Source organism: Mesorhizobium tianshanense, from assembly GCF_007830515.1.
GTDB lineage: Bacteria > Pseudomonadota > Alphaproteobacteria > Rhizobiales > Rhizobiaceae > Mesorhizobium > Mesorhizobium tianshanense.
In genome coordinates, this window is the sequence record NZ_VLKT01000015.1 from 44,185 (window position 1) to 63,264 (window position 19,080).

Sequence of the window (19,080 nt, forward strand, 5' to 3'; positions counted from 1 at the left end):
GCCGCCGCGGTCGTCGTCGGAAGCGCTTCCCGGCGGCCTGCAGCCGCCGTCCCTTTCGTCATCCCCGCTGAGCGGCTTGCTCATCGCGCTGGCGCTGCACCTCGCGACGCTTGTTGGCGAGCGAAGCGATGATGACCCCAACCGCCACGACCGCGATCAGGATGGTGCAGGCGGCGTTGATCTCCGGCGTCACACCGAGACGAACCTGGCTGTAGATCTTCATCGGCAGCGTGGTGGCGCCAGGCCCCGAGGTGAAGCTGGCGATGACCAGATCGTCGAGCGACAAGGTGAACGCCAGCATCCAGCCAGACACGATCGCCGGCATGATGACAGGCAGCGTGATCTGGAAAAAGGTCTTCACCGGCGGGGCGCCAAGATCCATCGCGGCCTCTTCCAGCGAGCGGTCGAACGTCATCAGGCGCGATTGCACGACTACGGCGACGAAGCACATGGTCAAGGTGATGTGGGCAAGCGTGACGGTGAGAAAGCCGCGGTCGAGGCCGACGGCGACGAAGAGCAGCAGCAGCGACAGGCCGGTGATGACTTCCGGCATGACCAGCGGCGCAAAGACCATGCCGGAAAACAGCATCCGGCCCTTGAAGCGCGTGTAGCGCGTCAAGGTGAGAGCCGCCAACGTGCCGAGCACGGTCGCCACGGTGGCCGAGATGACGGCGACGCGGGCCGTTACCCAGGTGGCGTCCATAAGGCCCTGGTTGTGGAACAGCGAGACATACCATTTGGTCGAGAAGCCGCCCCAGACGGTGACCAGTTTCGATTCGTTGAAGGAGAAGACGACGAGCAGAACGATCGGCAGGTAAAGAAAGGCAAAGCCCAGCACGATCGACGTGATGTTGAAACGGCTCCAGGTCGGGTTCATTTGTCCTGCTCCTGGGCGCGGGCCTGGGCCCGCTGGAAGAGCATGATCGGCACGATCAGCAGCAAAAGCAGGATGACGGCGACGGCCGACGACACCGGCCAGTCGCGATTGGCGAAGAACTCGTTCCACAGCGTCTTGCCGATCATCAGCGTCTGCGACCCGCCGAGCAGGTCGGGAATGACGAACTCGCCGACGGCAGGAATGAACACCAGGAGGCAGCCGGCGATGACGCCGGGCAGCGACAGCGGAAAGGTGATCTTCCAGAAGGCGCTGGTCGGCGGGCAACCGAGATCCTTGGCCGCCTCGATCAGCGAGTAATCCATTTTCTCGAGGGCGGAGTAGAGCGGCAGCACCATGAACGGCAAATAGGAATAGACGATGCCGATGAAGATCGCCGTGTAGGTGTTGAGGATGATCAGCGGCTGGTTGATGACGCCGCTGGCGAGCAGCAGCTGGTTGAGCAGCCCCTCGGGCTTGAGGATGCCGATCCAGGCGTAGACACGGATCAGGAACGAGGTCCAGAACGGCAGGATCACCAGCATCAGCAAAGTCGGGCGGAGCGTCGCCGGCGCGCGGGCCATGCCATAGGCGATCGGGTAGCCGACAAGCAATGTCAGCACCGTCGAAATGGCGGCGACGATGACGCTCGTGACATAGGCGTTGACGTAGAGCGCGTCCTGCGTCAGCCAAGTGTAATTGTCGATGCTGAGCTGTTTCAGCTGATCGAGAAGACCGGAAAGGCCATCGCCGAAGCCAAGCACCGGGGTGTAGGGCGGTATGGCGATCGCCGTCTGCGACAGCGAAATCTTGAAGACGATGACGAACGGAATGAGGAAGAAGAAGACCAGCCAGAGATACGGGATGATGATGACGAGGCGGCCAACGAAGGCCTCTCCCAGTCTGGCCAGGGCGGATTTGCCCGCATCGGCGGCCGAGGAGGTTGTTGCAGCGGTGACAGCGGCATTCGACATGGCTGTCCCCTATCGCGTCAGCACGACGCCGGCGTCCGGCCGGAACGACACCCAGGCACGGTCATTCCAGCTCAGCGGATCCTCGGTGATGCGTGCGGCGTTCATCGTGCTCGCTCGCACCACGTGGCCGTCGTCCAGCCTGACGTGATAGACGGTCATATCGCCGAGATAGGCGATATCGTAGACCTCGCCCTCGATGGCGTTGACGGCGCCGTCCGGCTTCTTCGACGACACCTTGATCTTCTCCGGCCTGATCGCGAAGGCGACGGCCGCGCCAATGGCGGCGTCGCCGGCATTCTCGGTCCGGATGGTGATGCCGTTGCCCGTGTCGATGCTTGCCGCGCCGGCATCGCCACGCGCGATCTTGCCTTCGAACATGTTGACGTTGCCGACAAAGCCGGCGACGAAACGGGAACCCGGCGCCTCGTAGACTTCCGCCGGCGTCGCCACCTGCATCACCTCGCCCTTGTCGATGATGGCAATGCGGTCGGCCATGGTCATCGCCTCTTCCTGATCGTGGGTGACGACGACGAAGGTGAGGCCGAGTGACTGCTGGAGGTCCATCAGCTCGAACTGTGTTTCCTCGCGCAGCTTCTTGTCCAGCGCGCCAAGCGGCTCGTCGAGCAGCAGGACCTTCGGCCGCTTGGCGACCGAGCGGGCAAGTGCGACGCGCTGGCGCTGGCCGCCGGACAATTGATGCGGCTTGCGCTTGGCGAACTGCTCAAGCTTGACCAGCTTCAGCATCTCTCCAACGCGCGCCGCGATCTCGGGCTTCGGCATGCCGTCCTGCTTGAGGCCGAAGGCGATGTTGTTCTCGACCGTCATATGCGGGAACAGTGCGTAGGACTGGAACATCATGTTGACCGGCCGCCGGTATGGCGGAATGCCGCGCAGATCCTGGCCATCGAGCAGGATGCGGCCGGCGGTCGGCTCCTCGAAGCCGGCGAGCATCCGCAGAAGCGTCGATTTTCCACAGCCCGACGCGCCGAGCAGGGCAAAGAACTCGCGCTCGAATATGGTCAGCGACAAATTGTTGACGGCGGTGAAGTCACCGAACTTCTTGGTGACATTGTCGAACTGGATGTATGGCTTGGCGTTCGGGTCGTTCCATGGCGCGAAATCCCTGCGGATGCTGCCAAGCGATTTCATGTCCCACTCCGTCTTGCGTTCCATCCCCAAAAGATCTGACCCCGGCGCACTGCCCCGGGGTCGTTGATTGCCGCTTACTGCCCAGTGACGATCTTGGTCCAGGTGCGGGTGACGACGCGCTGGGTCTTGGAATCGTAGGGGGCGATGGTGAACAGCTTCGCCAGCGTCGCCTCGTCCGGGTAGATCGCCGGATCCTCGAGGATCTCCTTATCGATGAACTGCTGCGACGCCTTGTTGCCGTTGGCGTAGAAGACATAGTTGCTCGACTTGGCGATCACTTCCGGCTTCATCATGTAGTTCAGGAATTCATGCGCCTCGGCGACATGCGGCGCGTCGGCCGGGATCGCCATCTGGTCGAACCACATTTCGGCACCTTCCTTCGGCACGGAGTAGCTGATCTCGACACCCTGGTTTGCCTCCGTCGCACGGTCGCGCGCCTGGAAGACGTCGCCCGACCAGCCGACGGCCAGACAGATGTCGCCATTGGCCAGCCCGTTGATGTATTCCGACGAGTGGAACTTGCGGATGTAAGGCCTGATCTTCAGCATCAGTTCTTCCGCCTTGGCGAAATCGTCCAGCGACGTGGTCTCGGGATCGATGCCCAGATATTTGAAGGCGTTCGGGAGAATGTCGCTCGGGGAATCGAGGACATAGACGCCGCAGTCCTTCAGCTTGGCCAGCTTTTCCGGATTGAAGAACACGTCCCAGCTGTCGATCGTGTCGGTGCCGAGCGCTTCCTGCACCTTCTTGGTGTTATAGCCGAGGCCGACCGTGCCCCACATGTAGTTGATCGAATATTCGTTGCCGGGATCATACTTGACCGTCCGCTCCGCGATGATGTCCCACATGTTGGAAATGTTGGGCAGCTTCGACTTGTCGAGCTTCTGGAACACGCCCGCCTGGATCTGGCGTGCGAGGAAATTGGCGGTCGGCACGACAACGTCGTAGCCGCTGCCGCCGGCAAGCAGTTTCGTCTCCAGGAGCTCGTTGGAATCGAAGGTGTCGTAGGTGACCTTGATGCCCGTTTCCTTGGTGAACTCGTCGATGATCGAACTGTCGATGTAATCCGACCAGTTATAGACATTGACGACGCGGTCCTGGGCATGAGCCCCGAGGGTGAAAAGCGTCAGAAATGCCGAGGTTGCCGAAAGCCAGAACGCTTTGCGGGTCATGCGTCTCTCCTTTGATGAGTGTTCCGTCGCCAGCTCTCGCAGGGCTGCGCGGCTGGCATTTGCTTCAGATTATTGGGCTTTCCGGCAAGCGACAAGCGCGAACCGCCGACGTGGTTCGACGTGCAGCGGCCGAGGCCCCCGTTCCCATATCGTGATCCAAGTGGTGTTCCGGCGCCGTCAGAGGCTCTCGCCACGGCGCGGGCAGGGATACGACGATGTGGTCCGGTCTCGATCGGGCCGGAGGGGAGACTTGGCAAGATACGCCTGTCTTGTTGTTGCCGTATTGCAGCCTGCCCGCGCGGCTGCGGCGTTGTCAATGGCTCATCTCGCTTTGGCGCGTGCGCTGCATCAATTAGGCGACGGCATGCCCGTGACACCCGGCCGCACGGGCCGCGTCTGACGTTTGAATTCGAGCCCGATATGGACGAGCAGCGCCGTGACCACGACCGTACCGCCAATGATGGTGCGTTCCGACGGCACCTCGGAATGGATGAGCCAGACCCAGATCGGGCCGAGGATCGGCTCGAAGGTGCCGAGGAGTGCTGCGACAGCCGCCGGAACAAGCCGGGCGCCGGTGGCGAAGAAGGCAAGGCCGAGACCCAGATTGACCACGCCGAATGCAAACAGGAAGCCCATGTCGCTGCTGGAAACGCCGAATTGCGATGCCTGGGACGCCGCGAATACGGCAGCAAGCATCGTGCCGAGGCAGGTCGCCGGCGTCATGCGCACATGGGCAAAGCGCCGGGTGATGACGGTGGCGATCGAAAACATGACGGCGATGAGCAGCGCCAACCCGTCGCCGATGGGAGACACGGCACCATCAAGCGATTCCGATACCATGATGGCAACGCCGGCAATGACGGCGGCGATCGCCACCCAGGTCGCCGCGGCCACCCGTTCGCGAAACAGCACCCAGGCGAACAGCGCCGCCAGGAGCGGCACGCCGGCCTGCATCAAAAGGATGTTGGCGACGGTGGTGTAGGCAAGCGCCACGACGAAGCAAGTCGATGCGGTGGCGAAGCAGAACGCCACGGCAAGGCCGGGCAAGCCCATGCCGCGGAACAACTTCACCGTGCCGCCCCAGCCGTCGCGCCAGATCATGAAGCAGATCAGGAAGGCGGCGGCCCAGACCGAGCGCCAGAACACCACAGTCCAGCTGTCGCCGGCGTCGATTAAGCGGGCAATAGTGCCGCCGAAGCTCCACATCAGCGCCGACAGGAATATCAACAGGAAGCCGACACGCTCGTCACGCGGCGAGACAACGGGCGAAACGGCAATCGGTGATGATGCGGTATCGGTCATGGGGCGCGACTGTCGGCGATTTCAGGGCGGCACGATGCGCAACGGACGACAAGAACGTGCCTCATTCGCGTAGCGCAAAGACGATGGCGGGGCGTGATCCACCGAACGGCGACGGTTGTGGCAAAGACGGCAGATCGCCTGCCGCGGCCTCACTGAAAATCGAAGGCGCTCAACCCGGTCACCATCTCGTCGAGGCCGAGCGGGCGCGTCACCGGCGGCTCGGCGCGGGCAAGGCAGCCGATGCGTTCGCACAGCCGGCAGGCCGGGCCTACCGGTGTGGCCGGATTGATGCCCTGTCCGGCTTTTCCAGCTGCGGCGGCGGCCGGCCCCGGCAGTGCCGTGCCATAAACGATCTCATCGCGAAAGCCGATGTCGCAGCCCAGCAGAAGTGCGGTACGGCGCGGGCGCTCCGAAAATGAGCCTTGCGGCCCTTCAAGCGTGCGGGCGATGCAGAGGAACTCGGCGCCGTCGGGCATTTCCACCGCCTCGACGAAGATCTGGCCGGGTTGGGTGAAGGCGGCATGCACGGGAAGCTTTGGGCAACCGCCGCCGAAGCGGCTTTGCGGAAAACCCTGGCTGCCCGCCCTGCGGAAGCGGCTGCCGGCATTGTCGACCTCGAGCATGAAGAACGGCACGCCAGACGTGCCCGGCCGCTGCAGCATGGTCAGGCGGTTCGCCGCCTGCTCGAAGGAGACGCCGAAGCGCGAGCGCAGCACGTCTATGTCGTAACGCGCACGGTGTGCTGCCGCGTGAAACGATTGATAGGGCATCATCAGCGCGTGGGAGGCATAGCGGCCAAGCTCGAAGCGGGCGAGCCGGCGGGCCTCATCCGTGGTCAGCTTCAGCGCCTGAATCTCGCCTGCCACCGCGACCGTCATGCGGATCAGGCAGGCCTCCATCGCCACCTCGCGCAATTGGTCGAATGGCGACAGGCGCTCCGACAGAAACAGACGCTGCGAGTGGCGGTCGTAGCGGCGGCGCCAGTTCGGCATGGTGGCGACCGGCAGCACCTTGACCACGATGCCGTATTCGCGCTTCAGCCAGGCCTTCAGCGCACTGAGCAGATCGTCGCCGGGATCGAGCACCGACGTGAATGCCTCGGCTTCCGCTTCGAGCGCGGCAAAGTGGTTCGGCCGGCGTTCGAATATCTCGTGCACCTCGTCGATCGGCAAGCGGGCGCCGGAGAGCGCGGTGGCCCGGCCCTCACGCGCCAGAAGCTCGTTGAGATCTGAAAGGCGCTCGGCCTGCTCGCGATAGGCGCGAAACAGCTTTATCACCCCAGCGGAAGCGTTGGGCGCCGCCTCGGCAAGCTCGATCAGCTCCTGGTCACCAGGCAACTCGCCGACCAGCAGCGGATCTGAAAACACTTCCTTCAAGGCGGCGACCGACCCCCTCGCCTCGCCCTGCAGTTCATGCGGGTCGACCTTGTAGACAGATGCCAGCTTGAGGATCAGCTGGACCGTCAGCGGCCGCTGGTTGCGCTCGATGAGATTGAGATAGGACGGCGAGATGCCGAGCCCTTCGGCCATCGCCGTCTGGGTCAGGCCCTTGGCGCTGCGAATGCGGCGGATGCGCGGCCCGGCGAAGATCTTCTGGTCGGCCACTCGACTGTCCTTGACAGAAATTTACATCATTTTTGAATGGCGGCGCCATGTCACCGTTTTACAATCGTGACAGATTTACAGCGACTGGCTGTCAAACGCAACACAGGTTTTCCCTTATTTTCCAGCAAAGCTCACGGTTTTTCTCGCCTGTTTCGCGTCGAAATGTAAATGGTGTCACACTAAACGGCGCGGAAATTTCCATGAGGCGACGTTTTCTATCCCAGCAACGATTTATCCGGAGCGACCAAATGACCGATTTTTACAACCTCGTCCCCTCGGCGCCGGAAGGCCGCTTCGACGGCATCGAGCGGCCCTATTCGCCAGACGATGTGAAGCGGCTGCGCGGTTCGGTCCAGATTCGGCAGAGCCTCGCCGAAATGGGCGCCAACCGGCTTTGGCAGCTCATCCACGAGGAGGATTTCGTCAACGCACTCGGCGCCATGTCGGGCAACCAGGCGATGCAGCAGGTCCGGGCCGGGCTGAAGGCGATCTACCTGTCGGGATGGCAGGTCGCAGCCGATGCCAACACCGCATCCGCCATGTATCCGGATCAGTCGCTCTATCCCGCCAATGCAGCGCCCGAACTGGTCAAGCGCATCAACCGTACCCTGCAGCGCGCCGACCAGATCGAGACCTCCGAAGGCAAGGGACTTTCGGTCGACACCTGGTTCGCGCCTATCGTCGCCGATGCGGAAGCCGGCTTCGGCGGACCGCTCAATGCCTTCGAGATCATGAAGGCCTTCATCGAGGCGGGCGCCGCCGGAGTCCACTACGAGGACCAGCTGGCGTCGGAGAAGAAATGCGGCCATCTCGGCGGCAAGGTGCTGATCCCGACCGCCGCACACATCCGCAACCTCAACGCCGCGCGGCTTGCCGCCGACGTCATGGGTACGCCGACGCTGGTCGTCGCGCGCACCGACGCGGAAGCGGCAAAGCTGCTCACCTCCGACATCGACGAGCGCGACCAGCCCTTCGTCGACTATGACGCCGGCCGCACGGTGGAAGGCTTCTATCAAGTCAGGAACGGCATCGAGCCTTGCATCGCGCGGGCCGTCGCCTACGCGCCCTACGCCGACCTGATCTGGTGCGAAACCTCCAAGCCCGACCTGGCGCAGGCCAAGAAGTTCGCCGAGGGCGTGCACAGGCACCATCCCGGCAAGCTTCTCGCCTATAATTGCTCGCCGTCGTTCAACTGGAAGAAGAACCTCGACGATGCCACGATCGCCAAATTCCAGAAGGAACTCGGCGCCATGGGCTACAAGTTCCAGTTCATCACGCTGGCCGGTTTCCACCAGCTCAATTTCGGCATGTTCGAACTCGCCCGCGGCTACAAGACGCGGCAGATGGCCGCCTACTCCGAACTGCAGGAGGCCGAATTCGCGGCGGAAGCCCACGGCTACACCGCGACAAAGCACCAGCGCGAAGTTGGCACCGGTTATTTCGACGCCGTGTCGATGGCCATCACCGGTGGCCGATCTTCGACCACGGCCATGCATGAGTCGACCGAGCACGCCCAGTTCAAACCGGCGGCGGAATAGCAGGAAACGCAACGAACAGAAAACCCGCCCCAGAGGGCTATAAATACGCACAAGGAGAAGACCAATGGCATCGATAAGCCGCGTCAAGGAACGGGCCGAAGAACAGGCCACCACTATGAACGTCGACCAGCAAGCGACCATCCGCATGCTTGCGAACGACCTGCACAGGCTCAACCAGTCGGTGATGAAGGCGGTCGAGGCCGGCGTGTCGGTGGAGCTCGTGCGCTCGGCAAGACATCATGGCGGCGACGGCAACTGGGGCGACCTGCTGATCCCGGTGATCGTCACGCAACGGAGCCCAGGCTGACTGGGGAGCCCGTTGTGGATCCGGCATCACCTGCGCAGTCTCTGCGCAGGTGATTTGCGTTCGCACGACCGGTTTTGCATTCAGGCCGGGAACAGAACTTGGTTTGAATTTTAACGTTTCTTGCGATATTCTCGATATCCGCCATTTCAGCTTGACACGGGCAGGGATCTCACGGCAATTGTCTCCAAAGTTTCAACCCTGCATTGAAACCAGACGAGTGCCCGCCCGCTCATGCACCCCGTGAATCGCGAGACCAGTACTGCGAAGCACCTGAATTCGGGGAGCCGGAACATGCTCGCCGACTTCAGCCGCGTGCTCGTCGTCGGAAAGTCGCCGGTCAACCGGGTGGTGGTCTCGAAAATCGTCGAACGATCCGGGCTCAAACCGATCTCGGAATCGCCCGAAACGGCGGCGGCGACGTTGCGATCGCTCATTCCCGGCGCTGTCGTCCTCGATGGCGGAGCGGACAACAAGGACTGCGACGCGCTGATGTCCGGTATCGATACGTTGCGCCGCACGTCGGGCAGGTCGGTCCCCTCGGTGATCCTGCTCTCAATCAAGAATGGCACACCGGAGAGCCTCGGCCTGTCGAGCATCGTCGATGCGGTGGTATTCAAACCGATCACGACCGAACGGCTGCAGCCGGTGATCGACCATTTCATCGGGCTCGGACGTAGCTAAGCAGGCATTCGTGGGCTGACCCACGAATGCCTGCTTAGATTCTTTTGTTTGTCGCAGGTTCTTGTCGCAAAACCGTGGGACACTTTTGCGGAACCTGCTTAGAGCGCATCCGATCCGGCTCACACGCCCTTCCCCGCTTCTTGCGATTGGATCTGGATATCTTTATGTCAGTATGCGACCGCCTGACAGCGAACCCAGTCCCATGTCCTTTTGCAATTGCGACGCATCTGGGATAGCACTTTCGAACAATCCGCAGGCATGTTCCGACTTCGCGACATGGCTGTCGATATTGGCGGATCATGACATGTCCTCAGAACAGACCATCGCCGCGCTTTGCAGGAAACTCGGACTGCGCATCACCGGTCCGCGCCGCGTCATCATGCGCGTCCTAGCCGAATCCAGCGACCATCCGGATGTGGTGGAACTCCATCGCCGTGTTGTCGCCATCGAGCCGACGATCGCGCTCGCCACTGTCTATCGCACCGTCAGCCTTCTGCGCGAAAAGGGCATTCTGGAGCGGCACACCTTTGGCGATGGGCGCGCCAGATACGAAACCGTCCCCCGTGAGCATCATGATCATCTCATCAACATTGAGACGGGAGATGTCGTCGAATTCCAGTCGGCGGAGATCGAGCGCCTCCAGGAGGAAATCGCTCGACAGCACGGATTCACGATCATCAGCCACAGGCTGGAAATCTACGTGAAGCCGATCCAGAAAACGCGACGCTCTCGTCAATCCGGATGATGAACGGATTCATGCGACGCGCTTTAAGTTCTTGTTTTTATGCATGTCATTATCGCAAAACCGCTGCACACTTTTGCGCGACATGCATTAGCCTTCCTCGCCAATCTCCCTTCGGCCCACTTTGAGCGTGGTGGCGGCGAAGGCCGCGATGAAGGCGGCGGACAGCATGAGAACGATGGTCGGCGCCGGTGCGCTATCGATGAAGAAGGACAGGTAGACGCCGAGAAACGACGCCGCGACCGCGATTGCCATCGACAGCATCAGCATGGTGCTGAACTTCCTTGTCAGCAGGAAGGCGATGGCGCCAGGTGCGATCAGCATGGCGATGGCCAAGATGATGCCGACCGCTTTCAGCGCGCCGACGACAGTGAGCGAAATCAGACAAAGCAGGCCGTAGTGAAGCAGGTTCACCTGAAGACCAACCGTGCGAGCCTGAGCCGGGTCGAAGGCGTGCAGCAGGAAGTCGCGCCACTTGATCCCGATGATGCCGGCCGTGAACGCGGCAATGAGTCCCGTCTCGACGATGTCGCGCAGGCCGATGCCCAGCATGTCGCCGAACAATATGTGGTCGAGATGCACGTCGGACTGGATCTTCACGTAGAGCACCAGGCCAAGGCCGAACATGCCGGAGAAGACGATGCCCATTACCGTGTCCTGCTTGATGCGGCTGTTGTCCTTGAGGAAGCCGGTGGCGAGAGCACAGAACATCCCGGCGGCGAAGGCACCGAGCGAGTAGGGGAATCCAACGATGTAGGCGATGACCACACCGGGAAAGACGGCGTGGCTGATGGCATCGCCCATCAGCGACCAGCCCTTGAGAACGAGGAAGCAGGAGAGCATCGCCGTCGGCACCGCGACCAGAACCGAAATAATCAGGGCATTGACCATGAAGCCGAACTGGAAAGGGGTAAGCAGCGTATCGAGGATGCTCATAGGCCTGCCCCCAAGGCGCTGGCCGCGCGGCGACGGGCTGCCAGCATTCCATGCTTGGGAGCGAGGAAGAAGGCAGCGAGAAAGATCAGCGTCTGCAACACGACGATGATGCCGCCGGTGGCGCCGTCGAGGAAATAGCTGGCATAGGCGCCGGTGAAACTCGTGGCCGCGCCGATGACAACCGCGATGACGAGCAGGCGTGGAAAGCGGTCCGTCAGAAGATAGGCGGTCGCGCCGGGGGTAACCACCATGCAGATGACGAGGAAGGCGCCTACGGTCTGAAGCGCGGCGACCGTGGAGGCCGACAGCAGCATGAAGAACATGATCTTGAGTGCGCTCGGGTTGAGGCCGATCGAGCGGGCGTGGCTCTCGTCGAAGAAGACCACCATAAGATCCTTCCATTTCACCAGCAGGATGGCGAGCGAGACGAAGCCGATGATGGCGAGCTGAAGCGTGTCTTCCGGAGTGATGGCCAGGATGTTGCCGAGCACGATCGTCTGGATGTTCACGGAGGTCGGTGACAGCGACACCATGAACAGGCCGAGGCCGAAGAAGGAGGAGAAGATCAGGCCGATGATGGCGTCTTCCTTCAGCTTGGTGCGCTGGTTGAGGAAGAGCATTGCCGCAGCGGCGAGCCCGCCGGAGAAGAAGGCGCCGATCGAGAAGGGAAGGCCCAGCATATAGGCGCCGGCGACGCCCGGCACGATCGAATGCGAAAGCGCGTCGCCGATCAGCGACCAGCCTTTCAGCATCAGATAGCAGGACAGGAAGGCGCAGACGCCGCCGACCAAGGCGGACACCCACATGGCATTGAGCATATATTCGTAGCCGAACGGCTCGAGCAGGATACTCATTCGTCCGGTTCCCGCATCTTTTGCTGCATGGCCCCGTTCTCTCCGTAGAAGACCAGTGGCCGCTCGTCGTCGGTGATGACGGCAAGGCGGCGCTTGTCGTCGTCCTCATGCAGTCCGGCGCCGCCCAGCACGAAATGACGCAAGACGCCGCCAAAAGCCTTTTCCAGGTTCGCCTGCGTGAAGGTCTGGTCTGTCGGCCCGTAGGCAAGGACCGTGTTCCGGAGCAGCACGGCACGGTCGCAGAACTCCGGCACGCTACCCAGATTATGCGTCGAGACCAGCATCACTCGACCTTCGTCCCGGAGCGCGCGCAGCAGTTCGACGATGGCGTCCTCGGTCCTGACGTCGACGCCGGTGAATGGCTCGTCGAGCAGGATGACGCGTCCGTCCTGCGCCAGCGCCCGAGCGAGAAAGACGCGCTTCTTCTGCCCGCCCGAAAGCTCGCCGATCTGGCGCTTGCGGAAATCGCTCATGCGGACACGCGCAAGCGCGGCCGTAACCGCCTCACGATCAGCCGCCTTCGGAAGGCGCATCATGCCCATATGGCCGTAGCGGCCCATCATGACGACGTCCTCGACCAGTACTGGAAAGTTCCAGTCGACCTCCTCGGCCTGCGGCACATAGGCGACGACGTTCTTCCTCAGCGCGGCCGCGGCCGGCTGTCCGAGAATAAGAATCTCCCCCTTGGCCAGCCGCACGAAGCCCATGATGGCTTTGAACAGCGTCGACTTGCCCGAACCGTTGACGCCGACCAGCGCCGTGATCGTGCCCGTCGGAATTTCAAAGCTCGCATCCCGCAGCGCCGTGTGGCCGTTGCGGTAGGTGACGGTCGCGCCCCGGACGGCGAGACCACCCCCCGCATCCTCAGACGCGGGGGCAAGAGGCGGAACGGCTGCGTTCATTGCGACAGCCCTGCGGCGAGGCCTTTCTGAATTGTATCCGATGTCGCACGCAACAGGTCGATATAGGTCGGCACCGGGCCGTCCGCCTCGCTGAGAGAGTCGACATAGAGCACGCCGCCGTAATGCGTTCCCGTCTCGCGCGCGACCTGCCGGGCCGGCTTGTCCGACACGGTGCTTTCGCTGAAGACGGCGACGATCTTGTTCTCCCTGACGGCGTCGATCACCTTGCGAACCTGCTGCGGGGTGCCTTGCTGGTCAGCGTTGATCGGCCACAGATAAAGCTCCTTCAGCTCGAAATCGCGTGCGAGGTAGGAGAAAGCGCCTTCGCTCGACACCAGCCAGCGCTTGTCCCGCGGGATCGAGGCAAGCTTATCGCGGATCGGCGCGACGGCCGCTTCTATCTTTGCCTTGTAGGCTTCCGCATTGGCCTTGTAGGTCTCGGCATGCGCCGGATCGTGCTCGACGAAGGCGTCGCGGATGTTGTCGACGTAGATCAGCGCGCTTGTCGGCGACATCCACGCATGCGGGTTCGGTTTGCCCGTATAGGGTCCCTCGGCGATGCTCATCGGTTGGACGCCCTCGGAGACGATAACGCCGGGCACGTCACTGAGGTTCTGGAAGAATTTCTCGAACCAGAGTTCGAGGTTGAGCCCGTTCCACAGAATGAGCCGTGCGCCCTGGGCGCGCTGAATGTCACCCGGCGTTGGCGCGTAATTGTGGATTTCCGCACCCGGCTTGGTAATCGATTCCACGATTGCTGCGTCGCCCGCCACATTCTTCGCCATGTCGGCGATGACGGTGAACGTCGTCACAGCCTTGAACTTTTCCTGCGCTTTCGCTGGGCTTGAAACCACTGTCGCAGCGAACACCGCAGCCATCAACCCGACGACAACCCATCGCCCGTATCTCTCGATCATCAATATCTCCTGTCGCGATTTACTCTCATGTCCCGCCGGTGGCCGCCCATATGCGACTGCGACGCACGCTTTTCGCATATTCTGCAATTGCGACTGATTTGCAAGTAGAAAGCGATTCGACGTCGTGGATTGTACGCGGTCGCGCGATTTGGCGTTAGCGACAGCGCGGTCCTATGGCGGAGTGGACAACAAGATTGCGACGCGTTGATGTCCGGCATCGACGTCCGGTTCGACGCCGAGACACGCGATCAGCCGGCTTTCCCGATGCTTTCGATCAGCCGGGGCAATTCGGAGAGATCGGCTATCTGGCGGAAGCGAGGCGCGGTGACCGGCGGCTCGACATGCTCCAGCACCCAGGTCAGTTCATGCGGCACGTGGATGCCCCAACTGCCGGCCTCGATGGCCGGCACCACGTCCGACTTGAGCGAATTGCCGACCATCATGCTTTTTTCGGCGCCATCACCGTGACGGCTGAAGATGCGGGCATACGTGGCGGGGCTCTTGTCGCTGACGATCTCGACGGCATCGAACAGGTCACCCAGACCGGATTGCGCCAGCTTGCGTTCCTGATCGAAGAGGTCGCCCTTGGTGATCAGCACCAGGCGATACGCACCTGCCAGCTCTTCCACGGCTTCGCGCGCATGGGGCAGCGCCTCGATCGGATGGCCGAGCATCTCGCGGCCCGCGGCAAGAATCTCGGCGATGACCGAGGCCGGCGCGCGGCCCCCGGTAATCTCGATCGCCGTTTCGATCATCGACAGGGTAAACCCCTTGATGCCGAAGCCGTAGACGGCGAGGTTGCGCTTCTCGGCCTCCAGCAATCTTGCCGAAATGTGCTGTTCCTCGGCATGATCGGCGAGCAGCGCGGCAAAGCGCCTCTCGGTCATGCGGAAGAACTGCTCGTTCTGCCAGAGCGTGTCGTCGGCGTCGAAGCCGATCGTGGTCAATTCATGATTGTTCTGCATTCGACGTCTTCGAACCGAGGCAACTGGATTCGCATCGAACCTAAGCCGCCTGGAGCGATTTTCAACTGCGCGGGCGAACGCAGGCCGGCTCCCCTTCCCTTCCATCACCGGCCCCGGCTATACTCCCAAATCCGAAACCCAATCTGGTGATTGATGCCGCCTGCAAAAAAGGAAGTCCGTCCGTCGAGCCGCGGAGGACGCGCCCGCACGCCTGCCTTCGTGAAAAATCAACGCGGCGTGAAGAACTGGAAGGAAGCCAGCGCCTGGCTGGAATGGCGCGGCATCGAAGATATCGAATGCATTACTCCCGACCAGGCGGGTGTTGCCCGCGGCAAGATGATGCCGTCGAAGAAATTCACCTCCAACACCTCGCTGGCGCTGCCTTCGGCGGTGTTCATGACGACGATCTCCGGCGGCTACCCGGAGGATGGCAACGGCTTCCACTATCCGGAGGATGACGGCGACCTCAAGCTGATGCCGGACCTTTCGACACTGACCGTGGTGCCATGGGAGGAGGATCCAACGGCGGCGGTCATCTGCGACCTGGTCCACCAGGACGGCCGCTCGGTCGAGTTCACGCCGCGCAACGTGCTGAAGCGCGTGCTTGCCGCCTACGACAAGCGCGGACTGAGGCCGGTGGTGGCGCCCGAGATCGAGTTCTACCTGGTGCGCAAGAATCCCGACCCGGATTATCCGCTGACCCCGCCGGTCGGGCGCTCCGGCCGACCGATCGGCGGCGGCGCCGGCTATTCGATCGCCGGCGTCAACGAGTTCGACGAACTGATCGATGACATCTACCATTTCTCCGAAAGCCAGGGCCTGGAGATCGACACGCTGATCCACGAGGAAGGCGCCGGCCAGCTCGAGATCAATCTGCGCCACGGCGATCCGATCGAGCTCGCCGACCAGGTGTTCATGTTCAAGCGCACCATCCGCGAGGCGGCGCTGAAACATGATATCTATGCCACCTTCATGGCCAAGCCCATCCAGGGGCAGCCTGGTTCGGCCATGCATATCCACCAGTCGATCATCGACAAGAAGACCGGCAGGAATGTCTTTTCTGCCGAGGACGGCTCGGAAACCGACGCCTTCTTCCATTTCCTCGGCGGGATGCAGAAACATGTGCCGAACGCGCTGGTGATGTTTGCGCCCTATGTCAATTCCTACCGCCGGCTGACGCAGTCGGCTTCGGCGCCGGTCAACAACAAATGGGGCTACGACAACCGCACCGTCGCGTTCCGCGTTCCGCGCTCCGACCCGGCAGCCAGGCGCGTCGAAAACCGCATCCCCTCCTCCGACGCCAATCCCTATCTGGCGCTGGCCGCATCGCTTGCCTGCGGGCTGATCGGCATGACCAACAAGATCAAGGCCGAACCGCCGGTTCTCACCACCGCCAATGAGGCCGAGATCGACCTGCCGCGCAGCCTGCTCGAAGCCGTCGACCTGTTCGAAGCCGACGAGGAACTCTGTGCGCTGCTCGGCAAGTCGTTTGCCGCGACCTATGCGGCGATCAAGCGGGCGGAATTCGAGACCTTCATGGAAGTGATCAGTCCGTGGGAGCGGGAGTATCTGCTGCTAAATGTGTGAAGAAGCGAATAGCAAATAGCGAATAGAAATAACGAAGGCAGGCGACGCAGATCGATCACCCCTTCACTCTTCAGTCTTTCCCTATTCGCTATTCCCCACTCACCGTTCGCTATCCAAACCCGCTTTCCAGAATCTCCAAGCCTTGGCCGCATCATGACCTACCAATCCCCGATTTCACCCGGCCGCTCCTGGTACGAGGACACCGCCGGCCCACGGCCCGAATACCCGGCGCTCGTCGGAGACCTGGCATGCGACGTCGTCATTGTCGGCGGCGGCTTCACCGGCCTGTCGGCGGCGGCGCACCTTGCCAAGGCGGGCAGCAATGTCGTGCTAATCGAAACGCATCGTTTCGGCGACGGCGCATCAGGCCGCAATGGCGGCCAGCTCGGCACCGGCCAGCGCGCCTGGGCCGAGGAACTGGAAGCGGAATACGGCTTTTCCCGTGCCAAGGCACTGTTCGACCTCGCCGAAGAGGCCAAGGCGCATCTCCTCGAATTCGCCGCCGCCAACAAGATAGAGATCGACTACATGCCCGGCCAGCTGTCGTTGGCGCACAAGCAGCGTTATGTCGACGACTACAAGGCGCATGCCGAGATCATGGCGAACCGCTTCGGCTATCCGCACGTCACCTTCATGGACGCGAAGGAGACGGCGGAGCGGCTGGGCTCGACGCGCTACTTCGGCGGCACCCGCGACACCGGCACCGGGCACATCCATCCGCTGAAGCTGGTGATCGGCACGGCAAACGTGGCGGCGCAGGCGGGCGCGCAGCTGTTCGAGCAGACGCCGGCTACCGGCATCGCGTCCCTTGGCGGCAAGGTGAAGGTTACGACGCCGAAAGGCACGATATCCGCCGAGAAATGTCTGATCGGCGTCAACGCCCATGGCGGCACTCTCGAGCCGGTGAGTGCCGCGCACATCATGCCGATCGGCTCCTTCATCGGCGCGACGGTGCCGCTGGGGGCTGACACAAAAGTGCTGCCGGGCGGTGAGTCGGTCGATGATTCCCGCTTTGTCGTGCGCTACTTCCGCAAATCGGCGGATGGGCGGCTGCTGTTCGGCGGGCGCGAGATCTATGCCGTCAATGATCCGAAGGACATCCATATCCACATCCGCCGGCAGATCGCCGAGCTTTACCCTGACCTCAGGGATGTCGAGATCTCCCATGGCTGGGGCGGCTATGTCGGTATCACGATGCCGAGAAAACCCTTCGTGCGCGAGGTGATGCCCAATGTGATCTCGGTCGGCGGCTATTCCGGCCACGGCGTCATGCTGTCGAACTTTTTCGGCAAGCTCTATGCCGAAACCGTTGCCGGTAACCGGGATCGGCTGAGGCTGATTGAGGATCTGAAGATCCCGGCCTTTCCCGGTGGCCGACGCTTCCGCGCGCCTCTGCTCTTTCTCGCGCTCAACTGGTATGCCTTGAGGGATCGGATATAATCACAGATTGCAGAATCTTTCGCAAGAATGCAGAATCCCTTGCAAGGGCGCAGTGATGCCACATTCGCCGGCAAAGGATGAGGGCGGTGGGCAGTTGAATGGGGGAATTTTGCGGGCCTGCCCGCTTTTGGTTTTGGGACCGATCGAACGCCGTTCTTCCGGCATTGGTCGAATGTAGACCCGCAAATGGAGGTTGCAAGAGTGAGAGAGCCCTTCAGTTTCGGCACGCCGGAACGACGGCGCCTTGCGATGCAGTTTGGCTACGACATGCGGCCAAGGTTCTGGCAGAAAGTCCGCTCGAACTTGCATCTGGTCATCGCCGCGCTTGGCACGGCAGCGCTGCTTGGCGTGGCCGCGGTGGCGCTATGGCTGGCATTGCCGGCCAACGAGAGACAGGCGGTCGCAAGTCCCGAGCAGGCGGTTCCAAGCGTTCCGGTAAAGACAACGGAGATCGTGCCAGCGGCTGCCTCGACGGTCGCCGCGGTACAGCAGGCCACTGATAAGACCGACGTGGTTTCGACGGCGGCGATTGCGGCGGAGGCCGAGATACCGGCGCTGGCGCCCAATGATCCCCGCTGGACAGGATCAGGACCGAAGACCAAGTCCGGCCGGATGGCAGGCCGGGCCGAACAAGCGGCAGACGAGCCGTCCATTGCGCCGGCGTTCGCCGATCCGGCAGCGAAAAACAAAGCCGCGGCATTGTTTGCCAAAGTCGCTGCTCCCAACAAAACGGCGACGGACGATGCGCAAACCGCCGCCATTCCCACCCCGAAACCGCAATTGCCGGCGGCGACGCAGGACGATGGCAGCCAGGCGAAAGCCGAGGCCAAGGACGTGAGCGCAGCAGGCACCGGACGCATCCTCAGGGCCGTCACCATGCGCACCGGACCGAAGAAGAATGCGGCCGCCATAGTCACCGTTCCCGCCAAAACCTCGGTTCAGGTGATGAGCTGCAAGAAATGGTGCCAGATCGTCTACAACGGCAAACGCGGCTGGATCTACAAGAGCTTTATCAAGACCGGCGCCTAAATGCATGTCGCCCAAAACTGCGCAGCGGTTTGGGGACAACGACATGCATAAAAACAAAAACCTAAAGCGCGTCAAATGCGAAACGCTCTAGGACAGGCGATCGTTCG

The 19,080-nt window shown here is 62.1% G+C and carries 18 protein-coding genes; 7 read left to right on the forward strand and 11 right to left on the reverse strand.

Annotation, left to right across the window (positions count from 1 at the left end; genetic code table 11):
• Window positions 1-58 precede the first annotated feature (58 nt).
• The 6 genes from IQ26_RS13775 to IQ26_RS13800 form a co-directional block, all read right to left on the reverse strand.
• Complete coding sequence (locus tag IQ26_RS13775) at window positions 59-877, reverse strand: ABC transporter permease (RefSeq protein ID WP_145718029.1); 819 nt, start codon at window positions 875-877, stop codon at window positions 59-61.
• A complete protein-coding gene (locus IQ26_RS13780; RefSeq protein WP_145718031.1) occupies window positions 874-1,848 on the reverse strand; it encodes an ABC transporter permease subunit in 975 nt (324 codons plus the stop codon). Before IQ26_RS13780 ends, IQ26_RS13775 begins: the two co-directional genes overlap by 4 nt.
• 9 nt (window positions 1,849-1,857) lie before the next feature.
• Window positions 1,858-2,997 carry an ABC transporter ATP-binding protein gene (locus IQ26_RS13785; RefSeq protein WP_145718033.1) on the reverse strand — a complete coding sequence of 380 codons (1,140 nt, stop codon included), beginning with the start codon at window positions 2,995-2,997 and terminating at the stop codon, window positions 1,858-1,860.
• A 74-nt stretch (window positions 2,998-3,071) separates the two neighbouring features.
• Entirely contained in the window at window positions 3,072-4,169 is a 1,098-nt protein-coding gene (locus IQ26_RS13790; protein ID WP_145718035.1) for a polyamine ABC transporter substrate-binding protein, read from the reverse strand.
• A 348-nt stretch (window positions 4,170-4,517) separates the two neighbouring features.
• Window positions 4,518-5,471: a DMT family transporter gene (locus tag IQ26_RS13795; RefSeq protein ID WP_145718037.1), complete on the reverse strand. Its 954-nt coding sequence runs from the start codon at window positions 5,469-5,471 to the stop codon at window positions 4,518-4,520.
• 149 nt (window positions 5,472-5,620) lie between these two features.
• Window positions 5,621-7,075: a helix-turn-helix domain-containing protein gene (locus IQ26_RS13800; protein ID WP_145718039.1), complete on the reverse strand. Its 1,455-nt coding sequence runs from the start codon at window positions 7,073-7,075 to the stop codon at window positions 5,621-5,623.
• A 248-nt stretch (window positions 7,076-7,323) separates the two neighbouring features.
• On the opposite strand from IQ26_RS13800, the gene aceA reads away from it, so the two are divergent.
• The 4 genes from aceA (at window position 7,324) to IQ26_RS13820 (ending at window position 10,346) form a co-directional block, all read left to right on the forward strand.
• Entirely contained in the window at window positions 7,324-8,613 is a 1,290-nt protein-coding gene (aceA, locus tag IQ26_RS13805) for an isocitrate lyase (RefSeq protein ID WP_145718041.1), read from the forward strand.
• Between the two features lie 64 nt (window positions 8,614-8,677).
• Complete coding sequence (locus tag IQ26_RS13810) at window positions 8,678-8,920, forward strand: SMc00767 family acetate metabolism repressor (protein WP_145718043.1); 243 nt, start codon at window positions 8,678-8,680, stop codon at window positions 8,918-8,920.
• Window positions 8,921-9,211: 291 nt separating this feature from the next.
• Window positions 9,212-9,601 carry a response regulator gene (locus IQ26_RS13815; RefSeq protein ID WP_240547106.1) on the forward strand — a complete coding sequence of 130 codons (390 nt, stop codon included), beginning with the start codon at window positions 9,212-9,214 and terminating at the stop codon, window positions 9,599-9,601.
• A gap of 304 nt (window positions 9,602-9,905) precedes the next feature.
• Window positions 9,906-10,346 (forward strand): Fur family transcriptional regulator, encoded by a 441-nt coding sequence (locus tag IQ26_RS13820; RefSeq protein WP_145718047.1) that lies wholly within the window; start codon window positions 9,906-9,908, stop codon window positions 10,344-10,346.
• A gap of 87 nt (window positions 10,347-10,433) precedes the next feature.
• Here the strand turns inward: IQ26_RS13820 and IQ26_RS13825 are convergent, their stop codons facing one another.
• The 5 genes from IQ26_RS13825 to IQ26_RS13845 all read right to left on the reverse strand — a co-directional run bounded on the left by IQ26_RS13825 (window position 10,434) and on the right by IQ26_RS13845 (window position 14,917).
• Complete coding sequence (locus IQ26_RS13825) at window positions 10,434-11,279, reverse strand: metal ABC transporter permease (protein WP_145718050.1); 846 nt, start codon at window positions 11,277-11,279, stop codon at window positions 10,434-10,436.
• A complete protein-coding gene (gene sitC, locus IQ26_RS13830) occupies window positions 11,276-12,133 on the reverse strand; it encodes an iron/manganese ABC transporter permease subunit SitC (RefSeq protein ID WP_145718052.1) in 858 nt (285 codons plus the stop codon). Before sitC ends, IQ26_RS13825 begins: the two co-directional genes overlap by 4 nt.
• A complete protein-coding gene (locus IQ26_RS13835) occupies window positions 12,130-13,035 on the reverse strand; it encodes a manganese/iron ABC transporter ATP-binding protein (protein ID WP_145718054.1) in 906 nt (301 codons plus the stop codon). The genes sitC and IQ26_RS13835 overlap by 4 nt, the downstream gene beginning before the upstream one ends.
• On the reverse strand, window positions 13,032-13,913 hold the full coding sequence (locus IQ26_RS13840; RefSeq protein ID WP_240547119.1) for a metal ABC transporter substrate-binding protein: 882 nt from the start codon (window positions 13,911-13,913) through the stop codon (window positions 13,032-13,034). Before IQ26_RS13840 ends, IQ26_RS13835 begins: the two co-directional genes overlap by 4 nt.
• Before the next feature lie 287 nt (window positions 13,914-14,200).
• Window positions 14,201-14,917, reverse strand: a complete 717-nt coding sequence (locus IQ26_RS13845; protein ID WP_145718058.1) for an HAD family hydrolase — start codon at window positions 14,915-14,917, stop codon at window positions 14,201-14,203.
• Between the two features lie 153 nt (window positions 14,918-15,070).
• On the opposite strand from IQ26_RS13845, the gene IQ26_RS13850 reads away from it, so the two are divergent.
• The 3 genes from IQ26_RS13850 (at window position 15,071) to IQ26_RS13860 (ending at window position 18,973) form a co-directional block, all read left to right on the forward strand.
• Window positions 15,071-16,504, forward strand: a complete 1,434-nt coding sequence (locus tag IQ26_RS13850) for a glutamine synthetase family protein (RefSeq protein WP_145718060.1) — start codon at window positions 15,071-15,073, stop codon at window positions 16,502-16,504.
• A 153-nt stretch (window positions 16,505-16,657) separates the two neighbouring features.
• On the forward strand, window positions 16,658-17,944 hold the full coding sequence (locus IQ26_RS13855; RefSeq protein WP_145718062.1) for an NAD(P)/FAD-dependent oxidoreductase: 1,287 nt from the start codon (window positions 16,658-16,660) through the stop codon (window positions 17,942-17,944).
• Window positions 17,945-18,145: 201 nt separating this feature from the next.
• Window positions 18,146-18,973 (forward strand): SH3 domain-containing protein, encoded by an 828-nt coding sequence (locus tag IQ26_RS13860; protein WP_240547107.1) that lies wholly within the window; start codon window positions 18,146-18,148, stop codon window positions 18,971-18,973.
• Window positions 18,974-19,080: the final 107 nt, after the last annotated feature.